The following is a 24924-nucleotide window of genomic DNA, read 5'->3' on the forward strand; positions in this document are numbered from 1 at the left end:
TTTGACCCTCGCGGCATCGAAGCAAGGACACCGACCAGAGATCACTCCCATGCTCAAATGGTGCTCGCGTTCGATCTTCCTGCAAGTCGTGCTGGGCCTTGCCCTCGGCATTGCCTGCGGCCTCAGCTTCCCCGAAGTCTCCCTGCAACTCAAACCCCTCGGTGACGGCTTTATCAAGCTGATCAAGATGCTCATCGGCTTGATCGTCTTCTGTGTGGTGGTCAGCGGTATCTCCGGTGCTGGCGACTTGAAAAAGGTTGGGCGGATCGGCCTGAAATCAGTCATCTACTTCGAAGTACTGACCACCATCGCCTTGGTGATCGGCCTGGTGTTCGCCTTCACCAGCGGCATTGGCAGCGGTGCCAACATCCACCTGGACCAGTTGTCCAGCGCCGACGCCAGCAGCCTGGCCGAGCGCGGCCAGCACATCCATGGTGCCACCGCCTTCTTCATGGACCTGATCCCGACGTCGGTGATCGGCGCCTTTGCTGACAACAACATCCTGCAGGTGCTGCTGTTCTCGGTGCTGTTCGGCAGTGCACTGAACCTGGTGGGTGACTCGGCGGCAGGTATTTCGCGGCTGATCAACGAGCTTAGCCACGTGATCTTCCGCATCATGGGCATGATCGTGCGCCTGGCGCCCATTGGTGTGTTCGGCGCAATCGCCTTCACCACCAGCAAATATGGCCTCGAGTCGCTGCAGCACCTGGGTGGCCTGGTGGCGCTGTTCTACCTGACCTGCGCCGGCTTCGTGCTGATTGTCCTGGGTACCGTCATGCGCCTGTCGGGCCTGAAACTGCTGCCCCTGATCAAATACCTGCGTGAGGAGCTGACCATCGTCCTCGGCACCGCCTCTTCCGACGCCGTGCTGCCGCAGATCATGCGCAAGCTCGAACACCTGGGCATCGGTACCTCTACCGTCGGCCTGGTGATCCCGACTGGCTACTCGTTCAACCTCGACGGTTTCTCCATCTACCTGACGCTGGCCATCGTGTTCATCGCCAACGCCACCGGCACGCCACTGGAGATGACCGACCTGCTGACCATCCTGCTGGTCTCGCTGGTGACTTCCAAGGGCGCTCATGGCATCCCAGGCTCGGCGCTGGTGATCCTCGCCGCCACCCTGACCGCCGTGCCGGCCATCCCGGTGGTGGGCCTGGTGCTGGTGCTGGCAGTGGACTGGTTCATGGGTATCGGCCGGGCACTGACCAACCTGATCGGCAACTGCGTAGCCACCGTGGCCATCGCGCGCTGGGAGAAGGACATCGACCTGGAGCGTGCGCAGAACGTACTCGCTGGCAAACCAGGTTTTGCCCACACGCCCCGCAAGCAGCCCAACATTCATCAACAGGAATTCTGATCGAACGCGGCCGGCGATGACGCCGGCCCTTCCAGGAGCGAACCGTGATCAGCTCATCGACCGTCGTCAACTCAGTGGTGGAAAAACTCCGCCAAGCCCTGGCCCGAGGCCAGTGGCGCTCCGGCGACATGCTGCCTGGCCAGCGCGAACTGGCCGAACAACTGGGCATCAGCCGCCCCAGCCTGCGCGAAGCCGTCACCGTGCTGGAAACCCTGGGCCTGGTGCGCGCGCTGCCCGGTAAAGGCGTGCTGGTGCTGGATGCCGATGCTGCCCTGCAGGAGCCGAGCATCGACACCAGCGCGTCGGCCAGCCTGGCCGATGTACTGGAGCTGCGCTACACCCTCGAGCCCTTCATCGTCGGCCTGGTCGCGCAATCGGCCAACAGCCACGACATCGGCCAATTGCGCCTGACGCTGATGGACATGCGCGAAGCGCTGGAGGCCGATGACAGCGAAGCCGGGGTCAAAGCCTACATCGCCTTGCATGAGGCGCTGTTCGCCCTGACCACCAATCCGATCTTCCAGAGCGTGGTGCAGCAGACCAGCAACGCCCTCAAGCAGAGCGCCGACATGCTGCGCAACTCGCCCGAACACCTGGCCGCACGGCTGAAGGAAAACGATGCCGTGGTGCGCGCCATCCGCGAACGCAACAGCGCCGAGGCCAGCGCCCAGATGCGCCAGCACATCCTTGCCGAAGGCCAGCGCATGGGCATCCAACTGAACATCCCGGACGAACACCCCCGCCCTTGACCCAGGAGAGCGACCATGACCGCCTGCGCCCACGCCGCCCCCCGCCTGCCTGCCTTGCTCGCCGCCGGCGAAACTCGCCTGTCGGCCGACCAGATCTACCCACGGCTGTTCGACGCAATCCTTGAACAGCGCTTGCCGCCAGGTGCGCTGCTGCCCGAGCAGGCCTTAGGCCATGCCTTTGGTGTCAGCCGCACGGTGATACGCCGGGTGCTTGGCCGCCTGTCGGACCAACAGGTGGTGGTTCAGCGCCCCAGCCACACCGCGCACCTGGCCGCACCCGACCCAGACCAGGCGCGCCAGGTGCTCAGTGCCAGGCGCCTGGCCGAAACCACCTTGATCACCCTCGCCGCGCAACGCGCCCGGCCGGCGCAGATCCGCCAGCTGCGCCTGCTGGTCGAGCGGGAGCGCCAACACCACGAAAACGGTGAGCGCTGCGCGGCCATCCGCCTGGGCGGCGAGTTTCACCTGAAGCTCGCGCAGGTCGCCGCCAACGCGCCGCTGGCGCGGTTTCTCAACGGCCTGGTGCCGATGACCTCGCTGATCATCGCCCGCTATGAGTCGCCCTGCTGCGACCACTGTGCCTGGGAAGAACATGCGGCGATCATCGATGCGGTCGAGGCAGGTGATGCCCCCGCAGCGCTGGCGTTGATGCACGAGCACCTGGACCGGCTGCAAGACAAGCTCGACCTGGGCTGAGTTTTTCGTCGTTATAGGAGCGGCCTTTCGCGACGCAAGGCCGCTCCTACTGGCAGCCTTCTCTCTATACTCGAGAAACCACCCCAGCCTCTACCCAGGGAGGCGGCCGCGTGAGCTCGCGTACCCCCTTACTGCTACTGTGCCTGTTGCTGGCCCTCGGCGGCTGTGTCAGCAAGCGTCCGCCCGCCCCGCCACCGCCCGCCGTGCTCACCGCCGCTGCCTGGCAGCGCATCGACCAGGACCTGATCGAGGCTTCGGTCGGTGCCGCCGGGTCGGCCAACGATTACGCCCGCCGCTCGATGCGGGTGTGGAAGGAGCAGGTGCAGCAACGCACCGAGAGCGACTTCATCCCCTGGTTCACCGGCTACTGGACCCAACAATGGCTGACCCTCAAGGTCGCCTGGTACAAGATCGACAGTGGCGAGGGCCGTGAGCCTGCAGAAAAACGCCTGGCGCTATACTTGCAGGAGCAGTACCACGAACGGGTGATCGAGCCCGTGGCCGAGCAGATCAACCCCGAGGGTATTCGCGACCGCGCCTGTGAACTGTACGTGCAACTGTTCGGCCAGCAACTGCCTGGCATCATCGCCCGCTACAACGCACCGGCTGAGCAATTCAGCCAGCGCCTCAACCGGATACCTGCCATCGCCCTGGGCCCGCCCGCTGCACGCAACGCCAGCCTCTACCAACTGCTGCGGGCCAAGTCGCTGGACCAACAACCGGCCTGGCAAGCCATGCGTGAGCATTTGCACCAACAAGCCAGCAAAGGCCCGGGGCAGACCGACGTGGGCCTGTCGTCGGTGGCCACCCGCGCCAGCGAGAAGCTCGGCGCCACCCTGGCCCCACGCGGCATCGCCAGTGCCGTGGCCTCTGCGGTGGGCAAGGTGGCTGGGGCGATGATCTCGGTGGCGGCAACCGGGTACGGCATGATCACCCACGGCCGTGAACAACCGCAGATGGTCGAACAGTTGCGGGTGATCCTCAACGTGGCGCTGAACCAGGAATGGCAGGAGTTGATGGAGAACCGCCAGAGCGGGGCGATGGCGGGGGTGTATTACCTGTCGGGGCAGGTCGAGGACAGTTTGCTGGCCAGTGCACCGCGGCCGATGGAGCAGCCGATAGCGCCGCAGGCGGAACAGCGGCAGGCGCCTTTGTTGATACGCCTGCCGCCTTAGGGGTTGCTTGTGCGGGCCTCTTCGCAGCACAAGGCTGCTCACAAGGGGCGTTTCAGCAACCTGTCAGGCAGTGGCCAGCGCCGAGGTGGGCAAGCCGAAGAGCCTGTCGAATGCCCAGTTGTAGGCAAAGGTGTAGCACGGCACCAGGATGATGAACGCCAGGTCCACCAGAAACGCCTCGACCAGGCTCATGTCCAGCCACCAGGCAATCAGCGGAATCAGGTACACCACCAACGTCAGTTGAAAACCGATGGCATGCGCCACGCGCCGGGCCACGCTGCGCCCGCGTTTGGCCTGGCGGGCCTCCCAGCGCTCGAACAGGGTGTTGTAAATCAAGTTCCAGAGCATCGCGATGGTGGTGATCATCACGGCCAATGGCCCGGTGTGGGAAGCCTGGGTGTCTGACAGATACGCCAGCCCGAGGGTGGACATGCACAACCCGATCAGTTCATAGAAAGTCACATAGACCAGTTTGCGTTTGAGCCCTTGCACCTGGGTTTGCCTCCAAAGTCAAAAAAAACGAAGGGGCGAGCATGCTTCAATCTTCTTGACAGCAAAAGTCAGCAGCTGTCAGATCAACTGATAGGAGGCTGCCATGAACTTTTCCAGCGACAATATTCAGCTGTTTCTCGCCGTGCTCGACCGCGGTTCGTTCTCCGCTGCCGCACGCGCCCTGCACCGGGTGCCGTCGGCCGTGAGCATGGCCATCGGCAACCTTGAGGCAGAGCTTGGGTACAGCCTGTTCGAACGTGGCCCGCGCGAAGTGCGGGCGACGGCCCAGGCCTTGGCCCTGGAGCCCCACGCCAGGTTGATCGCCGAACAACTCGGGCTGCTGCAGGTGCATGCCCTGGAGTTGTCCCAGGGGCTTGAGAGCAGCCTGACCATCGCGGTGGTCCCCGACGTCGACCATCGCCCGCTGTTAGGCGCCATCGCCCAGCTCGGTGAGCGCTACCCGCTGCTGGACATCGCGCTGCTCAGCGCCCCCCAGGAAGAAGCCCTGCACTTGCTCGACAGTGGCCGCGCCGACCTCTGCGTGGCCTTCGCCGGCCTGCAGGTCGATGCCCGTCGCGGCTTCCAGTACATCGGCATGGAGTCGCTGGTGGCTACCCTGTCACCCACCCATCCGGCGCTGCTCGACGCACGCATTCACTACCTTGAAGACCTGATCAATGTGCGCCAGATCCTGGTGCGCAGCCGCGACCTGCCGCTGACCGACCCGCGCGCCCTGATCGGGGCCACGCACTGGTCCACCGACAGCTTCGACGTCGCCCTGCAGATGGTCGAGGCCGGCCTGGGCTGGGGTGACCTGCCGCTTTCGCGCATCGCACCGCTGTTGGCGGCCGGGCGGCTGGTGCAGCTAGAGTTTCGCAATACCCGTAATGAACTGCAGTTGCCCGTGCACATCCTGTGGCGCAAGCAGCACCCGCTGCGCCAGGCAGCGCGGCTGTTGATCGAGCAGCTGTGTAAACGCTGAATGCCGTTCGTCGAAACGGCCTAAAGAAATTTCGCTAAGTGTTTCAATTTTTTACCCCTCAAGCCGATAGCCAGACGACAGGGCGCAGCGCGTCATGAGTGCGCTGTGCCCTCCCCCCTGATTGGCTCAAGGTCTCGAAACATGAACCTGAAATTTCGCCACAAGATCCTGCTCAGCGCGTGCGGCGTCGTGGTCCTGGCTTTTGCCCTGTTCACCCTCTACAACGACTACCTGCAACGCAACACCATTCGCCAGAATATCGAGTCTTCGGTGCAGCAATCCGGCGCACTGACCGCCAGCAGCGTGCAGAACTGGATGAGCGGGCGCATCCTGGTGCTGGAAAACCTGGCCCAGGACATTGGCCAGCAAGGCGCCGGTGATACCCTGAACGGCCTGGTCGAGCAGCCGTCCTATACGCGCAATTTCCTGTTCACCTACCTGGGCCAGGCCAACGGTGCATTCACCCAGCGCCCAGACGCGCAGATGCCCGCTGGTTACGACCCCCGCCAACGCCCGTGGTACAGCACCGCGGCAAGCGCCGGGCAGACCGTTTTGACCGCACCTTACCAAGGCGCCGTCGGCGGCTTGATGGTCACCATTGCCACCCCCGTGAAGGGCAAAGGCAACGGTGAACTGATCGGTGTGGTCGGCGGCGACGTGACCCTCGACACCTTGGTCGAGATCATCAACTCGGTCGATTTCGGCGGTATCGGCCATGCCTTCCTTGCTGACAGCAATGGCCAGGTCATTGTCAGCCCGGACAAAGACCAGGTGATGAAAAACCTCAAGGACATCTACCCCGGCAGTGGCCTGCGCGTCGCCTCGGGCATGCAGGATGTCACCCTCAATGGCCAGGACCGCCTGATCTCCTTTGCCCCGGTCAACGGCCTGCCGTCGGCCCAGTGGTACATCGGCCTGTCGATCGACAAGGACAAGGCCTACGCCGCCCTTAGCCAATTCCGCACCTCGGCGATCATCGCCATGCTCATCGCCGTGGCCGCCATCGCCGGCCTGCTGGGCTTGTTGATCCCGGTGCTGATGCAACCGCTGACCACCATGGGCCGTGCCATGCGCGACATCGCTGAAGGTGAAGGTGACCTCACCCGCCGCCTGGCCGTGCAGAACAAGGACGAGTTCGGCGAACTGGCGATGTCGTTCAACCGGTTCGTTGAACGCATCCATGCCTCGATCAGTGAAGTGTCGTCGGCCACGCGACTGGTGCATGACCTGTCGGAAAAGGTGGTCAACGCCTCCAACGCTTCGATCACCGGCTCCGAAGAACAGAGCATGCGCACCAACAGTGTGGCGGCAGCCATCAACGAGCTGGGCGCGGCTACCCAAGAGATCGCGCGCAACGCCGCCGATGCCTCGCAGCATGCCAGCGGCGCCAGCGAGCAGGCCCACGGTGGCCGCGAAGTGGTCGAGGAAGCGATCAGTGCCATGACCGCCCTGTCGCAGCGCATCAGCGAATCGTGCGCGCAGATTGAAACGCTCAACGCCAGCACCGACGAAATCGGCAAGATTCTCGATGTGATCAAAGGCATTTCCCAGCAGACCAACCTGCTGGCGCTCAACGCCGCCATCGAAGCCGCGCGTGCCGGTGAAGCCGGCCGTGGCTTCGCCGTGGTCGCCGACGAGGTGCGCAACCTGGCGCACCGCACCCAGGAGTCGGCCGAAGAGATCCATCGCATGATCACCAGCCTGCAAGTGGGCTCGCGCGAGGCGGTGCACACCATGAACACCAGCCAGGTCTCCAGCGAACAGACCGTGCAAGTGGCCAACCAGGCCGGTGTGCGCCTGGCCAGCGTGACTCAGCGCATTGGCGAGATCGATGGCATGAACCAGTCGGTGGCCACTGCCACTGAAGAGCAGACTGCCGTGGTCGAGAGCCTCAACCTGGACATCACCCAGATCAACGCCCTCAACCAGCAAGGCGTCGAGAACCTGAACGAGACACTGCTGCACTGCGATCAGCTGGCCCAACAGGCTGGCCGATTGAAGCAGCTGGTGGGCAGCTTCAGAATCTAAGTGTCACGTTTGCCAGCAAGCCCTCTCCCCCTGTGGGAGCGGGCTTGCCCGCGAATGGGCTGCGCAGCAGCCCCCTCCCCTAAACCACCACCGCTTTTACCGCCTTACCCCGCCGCACCCAGGCCAGCAACACCGCCGCCATCAGCACAAACCCCAGGTAGCCAAACAGCGGATATACCTCGCCCACCAGGCTGATGAACCCCACCAGGCTACAGCCAAACGCCACCACCCCGGTCACCACCGAGCCCCAGCGAAACGTCGCCGTGCCCGCCGGCAACAGCCGCGAAAGGAACGAGAACATAGTGCCCACCGCCGTGTTCACGATCATGCCGAAAATGATCAGGCACATCACCAGCCCCAACAGCGGCGACACCTCATTGGCAATCGACAGCATCGGCATCGGCAGATCGGCAACACTGTCCAGGCGCGACAACAGCCCGGCGCTCATCACCAACATCAAGCCACCGAGCGCTGCACCGCCCAGCAACCCGCCCCACACCGCAGTCTTCTCGCCCTTGGCCGAGCCCCCCAGAATGGCCAGGATCGGCGCACCGGCAACGATGTTGTAGGACACATACAAGAACGCGCCCAACAGCCAATGACGGGTGCCGGCCTGCTGCTGGCTCGCCAGGTGATCGAGATCGGCAAAGCTCTGCTCGCGGGTAAGCACTGCGTACAGTGCAATCGCCGACGCCACCAGGATCAACAACGGGGTGATCGCGCCGATGGCCAGGATCACCTTGCGCACGTCCAGGCACACGATGCCCACCACCACGACCGTCATCAGCACGCTGCCGGTCAACGCCGGGATGCCGAACTGCTGCTCCAGCAGTGCACCCCCACCGGCCAGCATGACCACGGTGACGGCGAACATGAAGAAGGTGATCAGCCAGTCGACGAACAGGCCCAGGTGACGGCCACAGATGGCCTGTATCACATCCTTGTGCGATGTGGCCCGCAGCCGGTTGCCCAAGCCCGCCAGGGCCATGCCGAGGAAGGTGAACAAGGCGGCGCTGACCAGCGCGCCGACCAGCCCCCACACCCCGAAATCGACAAAGAACAACAACAGTTCCCGCCCCGAAGCAAAGCCCGCCCCCACGATCACGCCAACGAAGGCCCCGGCGATTTTCAGCTGCTCTTGCATGTGAACCTCTGGTTTTATTGTTGTTGTGTGTCACTGCGGCAAAGAACCCCTGTAGGAGCAGCCTTGTGCTGCGAAGAGGCCAGCAGCACCACAGCAATGCCATGGGCAATCCTCTTACGCAGCACAAGGCTGCGCCTACAATTTCCTGCTGGATCAGTGAACGGTTACGCTTGGCCGATAAACGCCTGCACCTCGATCTCCACATCCACCCCCAGCGCCAACGCCGAGGCCACCGTCGAACGAACCGGCAAGGCGGCGCCGAAGAATTCCTTGTAAACCTCGTTGAAGCCGGCGAAGTGGCTCATGTCCGACAGCCACACCGTGGCTTTCACCACTTGATCGAAGCGTGCCCCGCACGCCTCCAGGCTCTCGGCGATGCGTTCGCAGGCCGCGCGGGTCTGGGTCTGGATATCACCCCGTACCACTTCGCCGCCGGCACTCATCGGTACTTGGCCAGACAGAAACAGGAAGCCGCCGGCTTTTACCCCACGGGAAAACGGAAATGGCAGGCTGCTGGGAAAACGCTGGATATCATTGCTCATAAAAAGCTCCTTTCAGGGTTGCTGGAAACGTGCCGGGGACAAGCGTTCAGGCGCCACCCCCTGGCTGACAAGGCTAGGGCACAGCGGCTGGCCAAGCAGCAGGTCAGCTGCCAGGCGCGAAGCACCTGCGGCCGACTGGATGCCATAGCCACCTTGCGCCGCCAGCCAGAAAAACGCAGGCATGCGTGCATCAAAACCAATCACCAGGTCGCCATCGGCAACAAACGAACGCAAACCGGCCCAACTGTGGCTTGGGCGGCGGATAGTCAGCGTGGTCATGGCTTCGATGTTGTAGATGCCCAACGCCACATCGAGCTCTTCGGGCGCGGCATCCTGGGGTTCGACCGGGTCGGCGTTGGCGGGCGAGCCGAGCAGTTGCCCGGCGTCGGGCTTGAAATAGAAGCTCTCGTCGACGCCAATCACCGCTGGCCAACGGGCGAAGTTTTGCTCGGCGGGGCCGGGGAAAGTAAACGCGCTGCGGCGGCACGGCTGCAGGCCGATGGGCGCCACGCCGCATTGCTCGGCGACGCGGTCGGCCCAGGCACCTGCCGCATTGACCAGTTGATGAGCCTGGACACAGCTGCCATCGCTCAATTCCACCTGCCACACGCCATCGAGCAAGCGGGCCTTGGCCAATTCCGCGTTGCAGCGCAGTTCACCCCCGGCAGCCCGATAGCCGCGCAAAAACCCTTGGTGCAGCGCGTGTACGTCCAAGTCCATGGCGCCTGGCTCCAGCACCGCGCCGGCCACGACCTCGGGCCGCAGGCTCGGCACCAGCGCCAGCGCCGCGTCGCGGTCGAGCAGGCTGACTTCGGTGCCATTGGCCAGGTTCTGTGCATGGGTCTGTTCGAGCAGTTGCTGTTGTTCATGGCTGGCGACATAGAGGCAGCCGCGCGGCTCAAGCAAAGGGTGTTCGCAGAAGCCTGCGGGCGGCGCTTCGTAAAACGCTCGGCTGGCACGGGTCAGTGCCTGAATCTGCGGCGTGCCGTAGGCCTCCATGAACATGGCCGCCGAGCGCCCGGTCGAGTGATAGCCCGGCTGTGACTCGCGCTCGAGCAGCAGCACCCGTTGCTGGTCAGCCAGGCGATAACCCAAGGAGGCGCCGGCAATGCCTGCGCCGATGATCAGGGTGTCGTAGATCGGGGTCATGCACGCTCCTGCTTCGATAATTATCATTTATGAGAATTCTAATATATGAGAATTTAGAACTGCGCAAGTGTCCAAGGTAATATGCCCGACCAACGCCGTATGCCGAGTGCCCCGAATGCCCGATGACCGTCCCGATGCACTGCCCTTGCTAGACCGCGCCGCCGTCGGCAGGCGCCTGCGCCAAGTGCGCAAGGCGCGCCAATTGACCCTCAAGCAATTGTCCGAAGCCAGCGGCGTGCCGGTGTCGACCTTGTCGAAAATGGAGCTTGCCCAGGTCTCGGTGAGTTACGAAAAACTGGCCGCCGCTGCCCGCGCGCTGAATGTCGATATCGCGCAGCTGTTCCGTGCCAGCGGCACGGCCGATACGCCGGTGCCGGTCACCGTGGTGGTGGACTCACTGGCCGCGGTGGCAGGCTACGCGACGGGTACCTACGACTACCACCCGATCGCCGGTGCATTCCCCGAGCGGCGCATGACACCCGCCTATGCCCGCATCATCGCCCGCGAGCGCGGGCAGTTCGACGACTTTATCCGCCACCCAGGCCAAGAGTTCGCACTGGTGCTCAGCGGGCGTGTGCGCATCGAGTTCGAGACGGGTGAAGCCGTCAGCATCGGCCCGCAAGAGACGGCCTACTTCAATAGCCAGGTGGGGCATATCTACCTGTCGGAAAGCGAAGACGGCGGTGATGCGCAGGTGATGGTGGTCATGACGGACCGCTGAGCGGTGCCGTACAGGCAACACGCAGTTATAACCTAATAACGAACTAGTCTATTTGGCTATTAAAAATTCTATATGCTGGCTTCCATCCGATAACGGGCAAAGTTGGGCAGTCGAGTAGCGTATGGATGTAGGTTCTTTCGGTTTCACCCTTGCCGGGCTGGTCGTGGGTTTCATCGTCGGTATGACCGGCGTAGGTGGCGGCTCGCTGATGACCCCTATTCTTTTGTGGTTTGGCATCAACCCGGCCACTGCTGTCGGCACCGACCTGCTCTATGCCGCCATCACCAAGGCCAGTGGCGTCTGGGTGCATGCCCGCAACAAGAACATCGACTGGAAAATCACCGGCCTGCTGAGCCTGGGCAGCGTGCCCGCCGCCGCACTCACCCTGTGGTTCCTCAGCACCCTGCATACCGACACCTCGGCGCTCAACGCCATCATCAAACAAGGCCTGGCCGTGGTGTTGATCCTCACCGCACTGGCCATTCTGTTCAAATCGCGCCTGCAGGCATTCGCCAGCCGTCATGCCGGTGACCACTATCACCTCAGCGACCGCAGCCTGAACACGCTGACCGTGCTCACCGGCGTCGTGCTGGGGGTCATGGTCACCCTGACCTCCATTGGCGCTGGCGCATTGGGCACCGTGGCCTTGTTCCTGCTTTATCCCTTCCTGGTGACCCGCCGCCTGGTCGGCACCGAAATCGCCCACGCGGTACCGCTGACGTTGGTCGCGGGCCTGGGCCACGCCGGCATGGGCAACATGGACTGGTCGCTGTTGGGTTACCTGCTGCTCGGTTCGCTGCCGGGTATCTACATGGGCAGCCACCTTACCGGGCGGATTTCCGACCGCGTGCTGCGCCCGTGCCTGGCCGCGATGCTGTTGCTGATCGGCTACAAACTGGCCTTCTGACCGCCACCGCTATCAACCCAGACGCAGACGCCACTGCCCGGCGAAGCTGAGTTCAAGGCGCGATAGCGGCAGCACATCAACGCGCTGATGGGCGCTCATCGGACACCCCAATAGCTGGACCAGTACGGCGCGGATGACCATGGGGTGAGTCACTGCCAGCCATTCACCCGGCGTGTCGAACGCCGCCAGCCAAACCGCTACGCGCTGGCACAGCTGGGCGAACGATTCGCCGCCATGCGGTGCGCTGTCGGGGTTTTCCAGCCATTCGGACAACGCCTGTGGATGGGCTGCCTGCAACTGCTTGAGCGACAAGCCTTGCCAACACCCCAGGTCGCAATCCGCCAATGCAGGTTCGACCTGTGCTTGCGACGATAAAAATGCCGCCGTCTCGCAGGCCCGCCGCTCCGGCGCACTCAGCACCTGCACGGCAGGCCCAGCTGACACGGGCGGTTGCTCAAGCGCCAGGATGCCGTCCTCCGGCCGGGGCAGGCAGCCGGTCTTCTGCGCGTGGGTCAGGGCATGGCAAACGAGGGTCAGGCGAACGGCTTTCACCGGTGCTCTCTTCATGGCAGGCGGGAGCGGATGGTTTAGCATGCCGCCACTTTTTTTGCGCGACGAAATGCGCCTGGCCTGTGCGGATCAAGCCAGCAGCAACATCACACCCCACACCGGCACTGCCGCCGACAAGCCGACGGCCAGCCGCGGCCAGTAGGGCAATAGCATCACCAGCAGCATCCCTGCCAGCGACAGCGCCCCGAACCACGCCACCGGCCCCATGGCCCAACCCCAGGCCTGGGCGCACAGCAGCAGGCTGACCAGCAGCGCCAGCCACCCTGCCCCTCGCAACCCCAGGCGTAGGCCACGTGGGCAGGGCCGATTCCAGACATGCTTGTAATGCCGCTCCAAGCCCTGGCACAACGCGAGCATCCCGACGTAGGCAAACAACATACCGCCTGTAACCCACATCATCATGCGCCCGCCTCCACGCTTCGCCCTGCCCTGGTCTTCTGCGGCGCCGACGCAGCCTGACGTACCCGCCAAGCCACCAGCCCCAGCAACACGCCCAACACCATCGCACACGCCACCACACCCTGGCGCATCGCGTCAGCCATGCTACCCAACGCGGCCAAGCCGATGCACAGCAGCGCCACCAACAGCAATTGCTCGACCCAGGCGCGCCGTGCCGGCCGCACCCCCGCGTGCAGCAGCGCCAGCAGCCACGTGCCAAAGAACACGCGCACCTCCCAGTTTTCCCGTTGCACGAGTTCAACCGGCAACAAGCGGCTGGCCCACAGCAGGGCCACGCAGGCCAGTAACAACCCGCTGACGAAGCCGACATTGCACACTTCGGCTACCCGGTACCAGCGCCGCGCCGAAGGCTGCGCCGTGGCGCTGGCATATTTGCGCCCACGCTTGACGCAAAACAGCACCAGCCCACTGGCGATCATCACGCAACTGACCACCCCGCAAATGAAGTACAGCCAACGCATCGGGTAGCCGCCGAACTGGGCAAAGTGCAAACCGACCATCACCCGCTGGGTCAGCGGGGCCGCACGCCACTCAGGCACATCGCTAAGCAGCTCGCCGCTGACGCCATCGAAGACCATCGCCTGGCCTTTGGCGAGGGCGATCCGGTTGCCTAGCTCAGGGCGGATTTCAATACGCGCGCCTGCGGTGTTGGGGTTGCGGATGTTCAAGCCGCCAATCGGCCCCAGCCGCGCCTCGGCCTGAGCCAGCAACGGCGCCACATCAACCAGTTCGCCCGGCTGCCTGGCCAGTTGCCGTGGCTGCTCCAGGCGGGCATTGCCCTGCGCCTGGAAGTACGCGCGGCTGTCGCCTTCGAACAATGCATCGACCCCTGCCGGGATGTAGATGAGCATGAAGATCACCAACCCGGTGTAGGTGATCATCAGGTGGAACGGCAGCAACAACACGGCGCTGGCATTGTGAAAGTCCAGCCATGAGCGCTGGCCCTTGTTGGGCCGGAAGGTGAAGAACTCCTTGAAGATCTTTTTGTGGATCACGATGCCCGTGACCAGTGCCGCCAGCATCACCAACGCCAGCGCACCGACCACGAAGATGCCCCAGTTGCGCGGCAAGTCGAGGGTGAAATGGAAGCGGAAAAAGAAGTTGCCGCCGACACTGTCACGCACCTCGATGGCCTCGCCGGTACGCGGGTCGAGCTGCACGCCACCGCCATGGCGACGTTCGCCGGTGGACACGCGCAACCCGGGCGAACGCTCGGTGGGCAGGCTGATGCCCCAGTTGCCGGCCTTCGGTTCGTGGGCTTGCAGATAGGCAACGGCCCGCCGCGCGGCGTCGGCCTGGGACACCTCGGTTGCCGGGACCTCCGGCTGCATCCAGTGATTGAGCTCCTTGTCGAACACCGCCAGGGTGCCGGTGACGAAGATGGCAAACAGCAGCCAGCCGAAAATCAGCCCGGCCCAGGTGTGCAACCAGGCCATCGATTGGGTGAAGGTATTCTTCATGCCAGCCACCTCAGTGCCTGCGGCCAGAAGCCGATCAGTGCCAGCGGTGCAGCAAGCACCAGCGGCGCCCAGGCACGCACGGCATCACGGCTGGCAAAGGCCCAGAGGATTGCGCCGGTGTAGAAGATGAAGGCTGGCAGGGTCGCGACAATGACCGCGTCGGCGGACGACAGCGGCAGCAACCGGGCCAGGCAGGCACTGGCGGCGTAGCTGAACGCGTAACCGCCCAGCAATGCCGCGGTGCTGCGGGAGAAGATCTGCAGCCAGGCGGGGGCTTGGATCATCGGAAGCTCCTCGAGGGTCTTGGGTGGGCTGCTGCGCATGCCGATCGCCTTGTAGGAGCAGCCTTGTGCTGCGAAGAGGCCGGTGATAGCTGCGAAGATTCGCGAGGCTTTCATCGACCGCTTCGCAGCACAAGGCTGCTCCTACAGGGGGATTGGGCCGCACTGCGGCCCCGGGATCAGAAGGTGATATTCAACGAAGCAAACACCGCCCGACCCGGCTGGTTGTAAGTGTTGGCACCCGAGCTGCTGGCATTGCCACCGCGCAGGATCTGCTTATCGAACACGTTGTTCACCCCCACCCGCACGTCATAGTTGGCGTTGAACTTGTACCCTGTGCTCACGTCCACCAGGCCGTAGGCTTCGACATCCTGCTGCGCCTCCTGGTCGTAGCTTTCCTGGGTGCGGTAGTTGTAGGTCGGCGACTTCTGCTTGCCGAAGTAAGTGCCTGCCACCTGGAACGACAGTTTGTCGGTGGCGCGCCAGTCGAGGGTGGTATTGACCGTGTACTCTGGGATCACCGACAGCGGCTCGCCCGTCTCGCGGTTGTCATTGTCGAGCATCCAGGTCAGGTTGGTGTTCCAGTCCAGGGTCGGGCTCAGTTCGATGAAGAAGTTGCCCTCGATCCCTTCCACGCGCGCTTCGCCGGCGTTCTCCCACTGCGTCACGCGGCGGCCACTGTTGATGGTGTAGAGCACACCGGTGTCGCCGATGATCTTGTTCTTGTAATCGTTGCGGAAGTAGGTCGCGCTGGTGCGCCAGGTGCCACGGTCGTACAGCAGGCCGATCTCTTTGTTGACGCTGATTTCTGGCTTGAGGTCGGCGTTGCCCTGTAGGTAGCAACCACCCGAGTTGGTCTGCTGCACGCTGCAACCGTTACCACGGCTGTAGAGCAGGTAGTTGGGGTTGGACTGATACAGGTTCGGCACCTTGTAGGCGCGGGCGATACCGCCCTTGACCGACAGCGCCTCGGTCAGCTTGTGAGACAGGTTAAGGCTGGGGCTGAAGTTGTCGCCGAAGGTCTCGTGGTGGTCAAAGCGCAGGCCTGGGGTGACGGTGGTGTCGCCGACAATGATGTTGTCTTCGACGAACAGCGCGTAGCTCTTGGCGGTCATCTTCGAGTTGCTGCGGTCGAAGCCGCTGATCGCGTCGTTGCCACCGCCACTGGGGTCAAAACTCTGCGGGCGGAACGAGCCCTGATCGTTGAGCGACTCGTACAGGTATTCGCCACCCAGGGTCAGTACATGCTCGGTGCTGCCCATGGCGAATGGCAGGTTAACTTCGCTGCTCAGACGCGTATTGCGCAGCCGCGACATGGCGGCGCCGCTGTCGTTGATCGCGCCTTCCGGGCCCCCGGCCAAGCCCTCGTTGAGGCGCCAGTTGCGCACGTACTCGTAGGCCAGCGTGGTCTTGCTGGTGCCCCAGGCGAAATCGCCCAGGTGGGTCAGGTCGTAGGTGTTGCGCTGCATCACGTTGGTCTCGTGGCCATACAGGCTGGAGATCAGATCGACATTGCTGCCGCCGTTGCTGTTCATGGTGTCGCCAGCATAAATGTTGCCTTGCCGGCTGTAGCCGGCGCTGGTTTCAAAGCGGTGCTCGTCGTTGAGTTTCCAGCTCAGCATCCCGTTGATGTCTTTGTTGCGCACACCTTCGCGGCCGGCCGACAGGGCACTGTTGGCATGGCTGGCGTTGATGTCCAGGTCGTCGGCGTCGGTCTTGGCCAGGCCACCGTACAGGCGGAAACCCAAGTTTTCGGTGAGGCCGCCCCCCAGGTTGAAGTTGGTACGGCGGCTGGCCCCCTCGGCGCTGTCTTCGGGCATCTGCGTGTACAGGCTGACGCTGCCTTTGAGCTCATCGGTCGGGCGTTTGGTGATGATGTTGACCACCCCGCCCATGGCGCCAGAGCCGTAACGCGCCGCCGCCGGGCCGCGCAGGATCTCGATGCGCTCGACCGCTTCGGCCGGCACCCAGTTGGTTTCGCCACGGGTATCGCGGTCGCCGTTCCAGCCATAGCGCACCGCATTGCGAGCGCTCGAAGGCTTGCCGTCGATGAGGATCAAGGTGTTTTCCGGCCCCATGCCGCGCAGGTCGATCTGCCGGTTGTTGCCGCGCGCACCGCTGGCACTGTTGCCGGTCAGGTTGACCCCCGGTTCGCGGCGGATCAGTTCGGACAGGTCATTGGCCGGGGGATGACGCTTGATGTCCTCTTCGGTGATGATCGACGAACCCAGCGCCTGCCGCGCTTCGCGCTCGGCGGTGACCAGGGTGTCCTGAATGACCAGCGCGCTTTGCGCAGCAGGCACCTCCAGCACTTCACCGGCGCGTTGCTCTTCAGCCTGGGCGGCAGTCGCGACCATGGCCGGCGAGGCCAACGCAACGAACGCCAGGGCCAGGCTGTTGGGTGAAGGTCTGGATTGCATCGGTACATCTCCTGCGATTCATGAGCGAAAAGGCACATCCCTACCAGGAAGCCGGCGAGCCCTCGCCCACCGGCCTCGCAACGACAAAGTGGAGGCCAACAGGGGTGGTAAATATAGTGATTCTCAAATGAGTTTAAATCTTATTTACGAAACTTACATGTTTGTAACGGAACTTTGCTGAAACGCCCGTGCTTGCCCTACTCTGTGGCGGCTTCTTTGGCCCTTCGAGACCTTGTGTTCATGCTCCCAGCCGCATTGATTTTCCTGTTCACCCTGACCCTGGTCATCTGGCAGCCCAAAGGCCTGGGCGTCGGCTGGAGCGCCACCTTGGGCGCCGTGCTCGCGCTGGTGTGCGGGGTGGTGTCGCTGCACGACATCCCCACGGTCTGGGCCATCATCTGGAACGCCACGGCGACGTTCATCGCCCTCATCATCATCAGCTTGCTGCTGGACGAAGCTGGCTTCTTCGAATGGGCGGCGCTGCACGTGGCGCGCTGGGCGGGAGGTGACGGGCGCCGCCTGTTCGCCTTCATGGTGCTGCTGGGCGCCGCTGTTTCGGCGCTGTTCGCCAATGACGGCGCGGCGTTGATCCTTACCCCCATCGTCATGTCGATGCTGCTGGCGCTGCGCTTCTCGCCAGCCGCCACCCTGGCCTTCGTCATGGGTGCGGGCTTTATCGCCGACACTGCGAGCCTGCCACTGGTGGTGTCGAACCTGGTGAACATTGTCTCGGCGGACTACTTCGGCCTGGGTTTCAACGCCTATGCCTCGGTCATGGTGCCGGTGAACCTGGTGGCCGTGGCAGCCACCTTGTTGGTGCTAAGGGTGTACTTCGGCCGCGATATCCCGCTGCGCTATGCCACCGATGAGCTCAAGCTGCCAGCCATGGCCATCCGCGACCGCGCGACGTTTCGTGTCGGTTGGGTGGTGCTGCTGGCGCTGCTGGCCAGCCTGTTCGTGCTTGAGCCGTTGGGTATTCCGGTCAGTGCCGTGGCCGCGGCCTGCGCGGCCGTACTGTTCGCCGTCGCTGCCCGTGGTCACGTGATTTCCACACGCCGCGTACTGCGCGAAGCACCGTGGCAGATCGTGGTGTTTTCGCTGGGGATGTACCTGGTGGTCTACGGGTTGCGCAATGCCGGCCTGACCGACTCGCTGGGCAGCGTGCTGAACTGGCTGGCCGGCCATGGGGTATGGGCGGCTTCGCTCGGTACCGGGCTGATTGCCGCGCTGTTGTCGTCGGTGATGAACAACCTGCCCAGCGTGCTGATCGGTGCGCTGTCGATCCATGCCAGCGAGGCCCAAGGCGTGGTGCGCGAAGCGATGATCTACGCCAACGTCATTGGCTGTGACCTGGGGCCGAAGATCACCCCGATTGGCAGCCTGGCCACGCTGCTGTGGCTGCATGTGCTGGCGCGCAAAGGGGTCAGCATCGGTTGGGGGTATTACTTCAAGGTCGGGGTGTTGCTGACGGTGCCGGTGTTGCTGGTGACATTGGCGGCTTTGGCGGTGCGGTTGAGTATCTAGGCGCCCAGGCCTGTGGGGTTGACCTGCGATAATTTGGACAGGGTGCCTGGCCAGGGCTACGCCCTGGTTCGCGGGTGAACCCGCTCCTACAGGAGGTACGTTGTAATCCGTGCTCAGCGATTAACCCGCCATAACCCGGCCATCTGCGTCGTGAAGCCTGCGCTCATCAACTCGCGCCGCATTGCCCATTCCGCTGCCGCCGGCACCGCTGCACTGCGTAGCGTGCCCCTGCCCCAACGTGCGTTGACACCGTCAATCACACCCATTACCCGCTCCGCCTGTACCGTCTGCGACGGGGCAAACAAGTCGCCGGTGAATTGCCCCCGCTGGCACAGCTCCAGCAACAACACTTCTGCCTTGCTGTAGCGAAAGCCCTGCCGATAGATACGCCCCACCGCCTCCAGGGCCATGCGTGTGAGCAGCCGCACGTCATCTGTCGGATACGGCAACTGCACCACCACGCCGTTGGCGTACTTGGCCTCGTCCGGGTTGAACATACCGGTACGGATGCTGACGCGCATCTTGCTCGCCAGGGAGCGCTGGCTACGCAACTTCTCCGAGGCGCGCATCACGTAGGTGGCCACCGCTTCCTTGATGGGTGCCAGCTCGGTCAGGCGCTTGCCGAACATGCGGCTGCAACAGATTTCCTGGCGTGGCGGGTCGATGTCCTGCAGTTGCAGGCACGGCGTGCCCGCCAGTTCGCGCGCGGTCTTTTCCACCACCACGCTGAAGGTCTTGCGCAGCAGGCCTGGATCGGCGCGTGATAAGTCCCAGGCGGAGCGGATTCCCATGCCCTGCAGGTGCGCGGTGAGGCGTTTGCCGATGCCCCAGACCTCGGACACGTCGCACTTTTTCAGCACCCACTCACCCTGCGACCCGATGCGCAGGTCGACCACCCCACCGCTGTGAACGGCCCAGCGTTTGGCCGCGTGGTTGGCCAGCTTGGCCAGGGTCTTGGTACCCGCGATGCCGACGCCGACGGGGATGCCGGTGTGCTTGAGCACCCGCTCGCGTATGCAGCGGCCCAGGTAGTCGAGGTCTCCGGGTACGCCGGTCAGGTCGGCGAAGGCTTCGTCGATGGAATACACCTCCAGTGCCGGGACCATGCCTTCGATTACCGCCATCACCCGCTGGCTCATGTCACCGTACAACGCATAGTTGGATGAAAACGCCACCACGCCATGGCGGCGCAACAGGTCCTTCACCTGGTAATACGGCTGGCCCATCTTCACCCACTGCTTGGCCTCAGCACTGCGGGCGATGATGCACCCATCGTTGTTGCTGAGCACGACGATGGGCGTGCGCAGCAGATCGGGGCGGAACACGCGCTCGCAGCTGGCGTAGAAACTGTTGCAGTCGATCAGGGCATAAACGGGCTGTGGGTTCATTTCGAAGGCTTACATTTACTGTATATTCATACAGTAACTCATATAAGCGCGCTGTCGCCTCCCCCATTCATCCGATTTGCATCCTGCGCGCTGGCTCCTACAGTTCTGAACGTAGCAACCCCCGCGAGACGGCCAATGCGCACCACCGAAAAAACCGGCCATACGATTGCCGCCAATGGCCTGCCAAAGATCCCGCGCAGTGTTTGGGCGCTGGGCTTCGTGTCGATGTTCATGGACATTTCCTCGGAGATGATCCACGCCCTGCTGCCGCTTTACATGGTGACCGTGCTCGGCACCTCGGTGGTGGCGGTCGGCTTCATCGAAGGCATCGCCGAGGCGACCGCATCGATCACCAAGGTGTTTTCCGGCGCACTGAGCGACCGGCTGGGCAAGCGCAAGCTACTCACGGTCGTGGGCTACAGCCTGGGCGCGCTGACCAAGCCCGTGTTCCCCTTGGCCTCGGGCCTGGACTGGTTGATCGCGGCACGCTTTGTCGACCGTATCGGCAAGGGCATCCGCGGGGCGCCGCGGGATGCATTGGTGGCCGACGTAACGCCGCCCGAATTGCGCGGCGCCGCCTTCGGCCTGCGCCAGGCACTGGACACTGTCGGCGCCTTCCTTGGGCCGTTGCTGGCGATCTTGCTGATGTGGCTCACGGCCAGTCATTTCCAGACGGTGTTCTGGGTGGCGGTGATCCCTGCGCTTGTGGCGGTCGGCACGCTTGTGGCGTTCGTGCACGAGCCCGAGGCCACGGCCACGTCGCGACCGGTGCGTTCGCCACTGGCCCTGCACCAACTGAGGCGGCTTGGCGCCGGCTACTGGCGACTGATCGCATTGGCCATGGTGTTTACCTTGGCACGCTTCAGTGAGGCCTTTTTGTTGCTGCGCGCCCAGGACATGGGCCTGGCCGCGTTATGGGCACCGGCGGTTCTGGTGGTAATGGCCTTGGCCTATTCGCTGTCGGCCTACCCCGCCGGAGTGCTGTCGGACAGGCTTGGCCGCCGTGGTGTACTGATGGCAGGGCTGGGGCTGCTGCTGCTGGCTGACGTGATGCTGGCGTTGTGGCCCGGCTGGGCCGGGCTGGCGCTGGGGGTGGTGGCCTGGGGGCTGCACCTGGGTTTCACCCAAGGCGTCTTTGCCGCGCTGATCGCCGACAGCGCCCCGGCCAACCTGCGCGGTACCGCGTTCGGCCTGTTCCACCTGCTGACCGGCGTTGCGTTGCTGGTCGCCAGCGTGGTGGCCGGGCTGATGTGGGATGGGGTCGGGTTCCAGGCCACCTTTCTGCTGGGCGCAGTGTTCGCTGGGATTACCCTGACTGGGGTTGGCTTGCTGCGCTGAACGGCCGCTATTTCGGATCGTGGCTGCGCACGCTGAAGGTCACTACACCCCAGATCGTCAACTCATCGCCTTCAAGGATGTAACGTGGGGGGTAACGTGGATTCTCCGAGCGCAGCACCACCTGCCCACCCACCTTATGCAGCCGCTTGCACAGCGGTTCGCCATTGACCGCTGCGATCACGATCTGGCCATGCCGCGCTTCGAGAGAGCGGTCGACCAGCACCAGGTCGCCGTCGAAGATCCCGGCGCCCTGCATGCTGTCGCCGTCTATCCTGACCAGATACATATGCGGGGCACGCAGGTTGAACAGTTCATCGAGCGAGATGGGCTGCTCCATGTGGTCCGCCGCCGGCGACGGAAAGCCAGCCGGGATGCGGAACAGATAACGAGAAACAGCACCGCTACCGCAGGTGATGGGGCCCAAGATGGAAGTCATGGCACGGCCTTGAATTTAACTGTATATAGATACAGTATCGATCTACCGAGCATCAGGTCAATTTCGGCGTAGGACATTTCGACAAGTGGGGGTACATGCCATGTGTGGACGCTTCGCCCAGTATCAAGGCTTGGCCGATTACCTGCGTGAACTGAACGCCGAACAGGACGTGATCAGCGGCTATGACAACCTGCCGATCGGTCGCTACAACGTCGCCCCCGGCAGCCGGGTGCTGATCCTGCACCGTGTCGATGACGGGCTGCGCGTCGACCCCTGCCACTGGGGCTGGGCACCGTTCTGGGCCACCGGCAAACGCCCCGCCCCAATCAACGCCCGGGTAGAGACGGTTACCACCGGCAAGTTTTTCAAAGCCCTGTGGCCGCAGGGGCGGGCGTTGGTGATGGCGGATGGTTGGTACGAATGGGTGGCCGACCCGCATGACGCCAAACGCAAGCAGCCGTACTACATCCGCCTGAAAACCCAGGCACCGATGTTCATGGCCGCGTTGGCCGAAGTGCACACGGGGATGACGCCTAACGAAGGCGATGGCTTCGTGATCATCACCGCCGCCAGTGACGAGGGCATGGTCGACATCCATGACCGCCGGCCTCTGGTGCTTGAGCCGGCGGATGCGCGCATATGGATTGACGCTGACGTACCCGCCGAGGAAGCCGAGCGCCTGGCACGAGAGCGGTGCCTGCCGGTCGAGGCGTTCGAGTGGTTCCCGGTGAGCAAGGCTGTCGGAAATGTGCGCAACGACGGGGCCGAGTTGATCGTGATGCAGGATGCCGAGCATCAACCCTGACGCTGCGCTGTCATTACCCTCCTACCCCTCCGCTAAACCGGAACGTGCGCCGGTTGCTGCTCCATGACCGACCAGCCCCCATGCCCATCCACCTCGAGCCGATGTGTGTGGAACGCCGCCAACGTACTGCGGTGGCCAACACTCACCAACAGGGCGTGCGGCATCTCGCTGCGCAATAGCCCATACAACGTATGCTCCAGCCCTTCGTCCATGGCCGAGGTGGACTCGTCGAGAAACACTACTTGGGGCTGGTTGAACAGCACCCGGGCAAACGCCAAGCGCTGTTGCTCACCCACCGAGAGGATGTGCGACCAGTCGCAACTGACGTCCAGGCGTTCGACAAGGTGGGCCAGGTTGACCTGGCGCAGGGCTTGCTGCATGCGCACTTCATGCTCGGCTGCGCTGGCCGATGGGTAGGCGATAACGGTGCGCAGGTCGCCTAGTGGCAGGTACGGGCGCTGAGACAGGAACAGCGCCTGGTGCCCCAAGGGGCGCCTGACCTCACCCTCAGCGTAAGGCCAGAGCCCAGCCAGTGCACGCAACAAGGTGGTTTTACCACTCCCTGAAGGCCCTTTGATCAACAACGCCTGGCCAGCGCGCAGACTCAGATTGAGGTCGGCAATAAGGGGATGGCCATCGGGGCGCAGTACCTGCAAACCGGCAATGTCCAGGGCATGCGCCTGTTCCTCGGTAGTGACGCGCGGCAGCGAACTGGCCTGTTCATTGGCATCGAGAAAGCCCGTCAAACGATCGAGGGTGGCGCGGTACTGGGCGAATGCGTCGTAGGATTCGCGGAAGAACGACAACGAATCCTGCACCTGGCCAAAGGCCTGGGAGGTCTGCATTACGTCGCCAAGCTTGATAGCGCCACTGAAGAAACGCGGCGCCTGAAGGATGAAGGGGAACACCACGGCAACCTGGCTGATACCCAGGTTGAAGCCGCTGAACTTCAAGTTTCGGAAGACCAATGCCCAAGCGTTGACAATCAATGCGCCAAAGCGGCCCAACAGTGTGCCCCGCTCTACCTGTGCACCTTGATAGAAGGCGATGTTCTCAGCATTTTCACGCAGGCGCATCAGCGCGTAACGGAAGTTAGCGGTGAGTTTCTCGTTGAGGAAGTTCAGACGAATCAACGGGCGCCCAAGGCGAAAGGCAATCCAAGTGGCAACGATCACGTACAGGTACACGGCAAAGACCATCGCCCGTGGGATCTCGACCCCCGCCACTGCCAGCGGTGCCGACAAACCCCAGAGGATGCCCGTGAATGCCACCAACGACACCAGCGCACTGACTGCGCCGAGGGCAAGCGACACGGAGTTGGTGACGAAAGCATTGACGTCCAGCTCGATACGCTGGTCGGGGTTGTCTACGGGCTCGGCGAGGAACTGGCCGCGGTAGTAAGCATCGCCGTGCATCCAGTCGCGCGTCAGGCGCTTGGTGAGCCAGACGCGCCAGTGAATGCTGAAGGCCTGGGTCACGTAGAACGTGAACAGCGAGCGCAGCACGTGGATGGTGGCAAGCACCGCAAATACGCCTAGCAGGTACCAGAAGGCGCTCTGATCCAGGCCTTGCAGGGCGCTGTAGAAACCGTTGTACCAGAACGAAAACAGCACGTTCAGGCGCACCGAGAACAGCGTCATCACCAATAACAGGGCAAACACCAACAGCGGCCGCCAGCTGCGCCTGAAGCTGAAATACGACCCGGCGAGCTGCCAGAATTGGCTGCCCCAGCGTGTAAAACGCACTGCCAGTGTCGCCGCTGCAATGAAGCAGACCAGGGTGATGAACGAGGCGATTGCCAGCCAGCTCAGGCTCTCTTGCAAGGCCTGGTGCCAGTTCATTTCCATGATGGGTATCCATGCTGAGTATTTCCGCGAGGGTAGCATTACCTCTGGTTTTATCAGGCATGGATGACGCATGTTTCATCATCACGGCCAGTGTTGACGGCCGGAAAAGACAAAACCCCTACCTGCTCGCGCAGATAGGGGTTTTGCGAAATGAATCTTGACGATGACCTACTCTCACATGGGGAAACCCCACACTACCATCGGCGATGCATCGTTTCACTACTGAGTTCGGGATGGGATCAGGTGGTTCCAATGCTCTATGGTCGTCAAGAAATTCTGTAGCCAGAATGCCCAGATGGACAGCCCAGCGAATTCGGATATGCGATTTTGTGGTTACGAACTTTCGGTTGTTTCGTCTTCACCACCGCAATTCGCGCTAGCAAATTGCTTGGGTGTTATATGGTCAAGCCTCACGGGCAATTAGTATTGGTTAGCTCAACGCCTCACAGCG

23 protein-coding genes and 1 rRNA gene are annotated in these 24924 nt (G+C 63.2%); 11 read left to right on the forward strand and 13 right to left on the reverse strand.

The window, feature by feature from the left end; all coding sequences use genetic code 11:
- Positions 1–49: 49 nt before the first annotated feature.
- The 4 genes from D886_RS0110925 to D886_RS0110940 all read left to right on the forward strand — a co-directional run bounded on the left by D886_RS0110925 (position 50) and on the right by D886_RS0110940 (position 3980).
- Positions 50–1360, forward strand: coding sequence for a C4-dicarboxylate transporter DctA (locus D886_RS0110925; RefSeq protein ID WP_027593968.1), 1311 nt, complete (start codon positions 50–52; stop codon positions 1358–1360).
- Positions 1361–1404: 44 nt separating this feature from the next.
- Entirely contained in the window at positions 1405–2109 is a 705-nt protein-coding gene (locus D886_RS0110930) for a FadR/GntR family transcriptional regulator (RefSeq protein ID WP_027593969.1), read from the forward strand.
- 15 nt (positions 2110–2124) lie between these two features.
- Positions 2125–2805 carry a GntR family transcriptional regulator gene (locus D886_RS0110935; protein ID WP_027593970.1) on the forward strand — a complete coding sequence of 227 codons (681 nt, stop codon included), beginning with the start codon at positions 2125–2127 and terminating at the stop codon, positions 2803–2805.
- Positions 2806–2915: 110 nt separating this feature from the next.
- Complete coding sequence (locus D886_RS0110940) at positions 2916–3980, forward strand: hypothetical protein (RefSeq protein ID WP_027593971.1); 1065 nt, start codon at positions 2916–2918, stop codon at positions 3978–3980.
- Positions 3981–4043: 63 nt separating this feature from the next.
- Here D886_RS0110940 and D886_RS0110945 read toward each other — a convergent pair whose 3' ends face one another.
- The gene (locus D886_RS0110945; protein ID WP_027593972.1) at positions 4044–4472 is read right to left on the reverse strand and encodes a PACE efflux transporter; all 429 of its coding nucleotides are present in this window, start codon (positions 4470–4472) and stop codon (positions 4044–4046) included.
- Positions 4473–4575: 103 nt separating this feature from the next.
- Between D886_RS0110945 and D886_RS0110950 the strand changes: the two genes are divergently transcribed.
- Together D886_RS0110950 and mcpA are read left to right on the forward strand one after the other, a co-directional pair.
- Positions 4576–5454, forward strand: a complete 879-nt coding sequence (locus D886_RS0110950; protein ID WP_027593973.1) for a LysR family transcriptional regulator — start codon at positions 4576–4578, stop codon at positions 5452–5454.
- Positions 5455–5595: 141 nt separating this feature from the next.
- On the forward strand, positions 5596–7482 hold the full coding sequence (gene mcpA / locus D886_RS0110955) for a methyl-accepting chemotaxis protein McpA (RefSeq protein ID WP_027593974.1): 1887 nt from the start codon (positions 5596–5598) through the stop codon (positions 7480–7482).
- Between the two features lie 79 nt (positions 7483–7561).
- On the opposite strand, the gene D886_RS0110960 is transcribed toward mcpA, so the two are convergent.
- From D886_RS0110960 to D886_RS0110970, 3 genes are all read right to left on the reverse strand, one after another.
- Positions 7562–8626, reverse strand: coding sequence for a membrane protein (locus D886_RS0110960; RefSeq protein WP_027593975.1), 1065 nt, complete (start codon positions 8624–8626; stop codon positions 7562–7564).
- A gap of 164 nt (positions 8627–8790) precedes the next feature.
- Positions 8791–9168, reverse strand: a complete 378-nt coding sequence (locus D886_RS0110965) for a RidA family protein (protein WP_027593976.1) — start codon at positions 9166–9168, stop codon at positions 8791–8793.
- Between the two features lie 12 nt (positions 9169–9180).
- The gene (locus D886_RS0110970; protein ID WP_027593977.1) at positions 9181–10317 is read right to left on the reverse strand and encodes an FAD-binding oxidoreductase; all 1137 of its coding nucleotides are present in this window, start codon (positions 10315–10317) and stop codon (positions 9181–9183) included.
- 115 nt (positions 10318–10432) lie between these two features.
- Between D886_RS0110970 and D886_RS0110975 the strand changes: the two genes are divergently transcribed.
- Together D886_RS0110975 and D886_RS0110980 are read left to right on the forward strand one after the other, a co-directional pair.
- Complete coding sequence (locus D886_RS0110975) at positions 10433–11038, forward strand: helix-turn-helix domain-containing protein (RefSeq protein WP_033694146.1); 606 nt, start codon at positions 10433–10435, stop codon at positions 11036–11038.
- A gap of 121 nt (positions 11039–11159) precedes the next feature.
- Positions 11160–11945, forward strand: a complete 786-nt coding sequence (locus D886_RS0110980) for a sulfite exporter TauE/SafE family protein (protein WP_027593979.1) — start codon at positions 11160–11162, stop codon at positions 11943–11945.
- A gap of 12 nt (positions 11946–11957) precedes the next feature.
- Here the strand turns inward: D886_RS0110980 and D886_RS0110985 are convergent, their stop codons facing one another.
- The 5 genes from D886_RS0110985 to D886_RS0111005 all read right to left on the reverse strand — a co-directional run bounded on the left by D886_RS0110985 (position 11958) and on the right by D886_RS0111005 (position 17135).
- Positions 11958–12497 (reverse strand): histidine phosphatase family protein, encoded by a 540-nt coding sequence (locus D886_RS0110985; protein ID WP_027593980.1) that lies wholly within the window; start codon positions 12495–12497, stop codon positions 11958–11960.
- A gap of 87 nt (positions 12498–12584) precedes the next feature.
- Positions 12585–12917: a DUF3325 domain-containing protein gene (locus tag D886_RS0110990; protein ID WP_027593981.1), complete on the reverse strand. Its 333-nt coding sequence runs from the start codon at positions 12915–12917 to the stop codon at positions 12585–12587.
- Complete coding sequence (locus D886_RS0110995) at positions 12914–14434, reverse strand: PepSY domain-containing protein (RefSeq protein WP_027593982.1); 1521 nt, start codon at positions 14432–14434, stop codon at positions 12914–12916. The genes D886_RS0110990 and D886_RS0110995 overlap by 4 nt, the downstream gene beginning before the upstream one ends.
- Positions 14431–14718 carry a hypothetical protein gene (locus D886_RS0111000; protein ID WP_027593983.1) on the reverse strand — a complete coding sequence of 96 codons (288 nt, stop codon included), beginning with the start codon at positions 14716–14718 and terminating at the stop codon, positions 14431–14433. The genes D886_RS0110995 and D886_RS0111000 overlap by 4 nt, the downstream gene beginning before the upstream one ends.
- A 176-nt stretch (positions 14719–14894) precedes the next feature.
- Positions 14895–17135 (reverse strand): TonB-dependent siderophore receptor, encoded by a 2241-nt coding sequence (locus tag D886_RS0111005; protein ID WP_027593984.1) that lies wholly within the window; start codon positions 17133–17135, stop codon positions 14895–14897.
- A gap of 240 nt (positions 17136–17375) precedes the next feature.
- On the opposite strand from D886_RS0111005, the gene D886_RS0111010 reads away from it, so the two are divergent.
- Positions 17376–18659 carry an arsenic transporter gene (locus tag D886_RS0111010; protein ID WP_027593985.1) on the forward strand — a complete coding sequence of 428 codons (1284 nt, stop codon included), beginning with the start codon at positions 17376–17378 and terminating at the stop codon, positions 18657–18659.
- Between the two features lie 113 nt (positions 18660–18772).
- Here D886_RS0111010 and umuC read toward each other — a convergent pair whose 3' ends face one another.
- Complete coding sequence (gene umuC, locus D886_RS0111015) at positions 18773–20047, reverse strand: Y-family DNA polymerase (RefSeq protein WP_027593986.1); 1275 nt, start codon at positions 20045–20047, stop codon at positions 18773–18775.
- Positions 20048–20182: 135 nt separating this feature from the next.
- On the opposite strand from umuC, the gene D886_RS0111020 reads away from it, so the two are divergent.
- Entirely contained in the window at positions 20183–21385 is a 1203-nt protein-coding gene (locus D886_RS0111020; RefSeq protein ID WP_027593987.1) for an MFS transporter, read from the forward strand.
- A gap of 7 nt (positions 21386–21392) precedes the next feature.
- Here D886_RS0111020 and D886_RS0111025 read toward each other — a convergent pair whose 3' ends face one another.
- Entirely contained in the window at positions 21393–21821 is a 429-nt protein-coding gene (locus D886_RS0111025; RefSeq protein WP_027593988.1) for a LexA family transcriptional regulator, read from the reverse strand.
- Between the two features lie 100 nt (positions 21822–21921).
- On the opposite strand from D886_RS0111025, the gene D886_RS0111030 reads away from it, so the two are divergent.
- Complete coding sequence (locus D886_RS0111030; protein WP_027593989.1) at positions 21922–22626, forward strand: SOS response-associated peptidase family protein; 705 nt, start codon at positions 21922–21924, stop codon at positions 22624–22626.
- 32 nt (positions 22627–22658) lie between these two features.
- On the opposite strand, the gene D886_RS0111035 is transcribed toward D886_RS0111030, so the two are convergent.
- Both D886_RS0111035 and rrf read right to left on the reverse strand, forming a co-directional pair.
- The gene (locus tag D886_RS0111035) at positions 22659–24473 is read right to left on the reverse strand and encodes an ABC transporter ATP-binding protein/permease (protein WP_027593990.1); all 1815 of its coding nucleotides are present in this window, start codon (positions 24471–24473) and stop codon (positions 22659–22661) included.
- A gap of 155 nt (positions 24474–24628) precedes the next feature.
- Positions 24629–24744: ribosomal RNA gene (gene rrf / locus D886_RS0111040) — 5S ribosomal RNA — on the reverse strand.
- Positions 24745–24924: the final 180 nt, after the last annotated feature.

Source organism: Pseudomonas sp. LAIL14HWK12:I7, assembly GCF_000483465.1.
Classification (GTDB): Bacteria; Pseudomonadota; Gammaproteobacteria; order Pseudomonadales; family Pseudomonadaceae; genus Aquipseudomonas; species Aquipseudomonas kermanshahensis.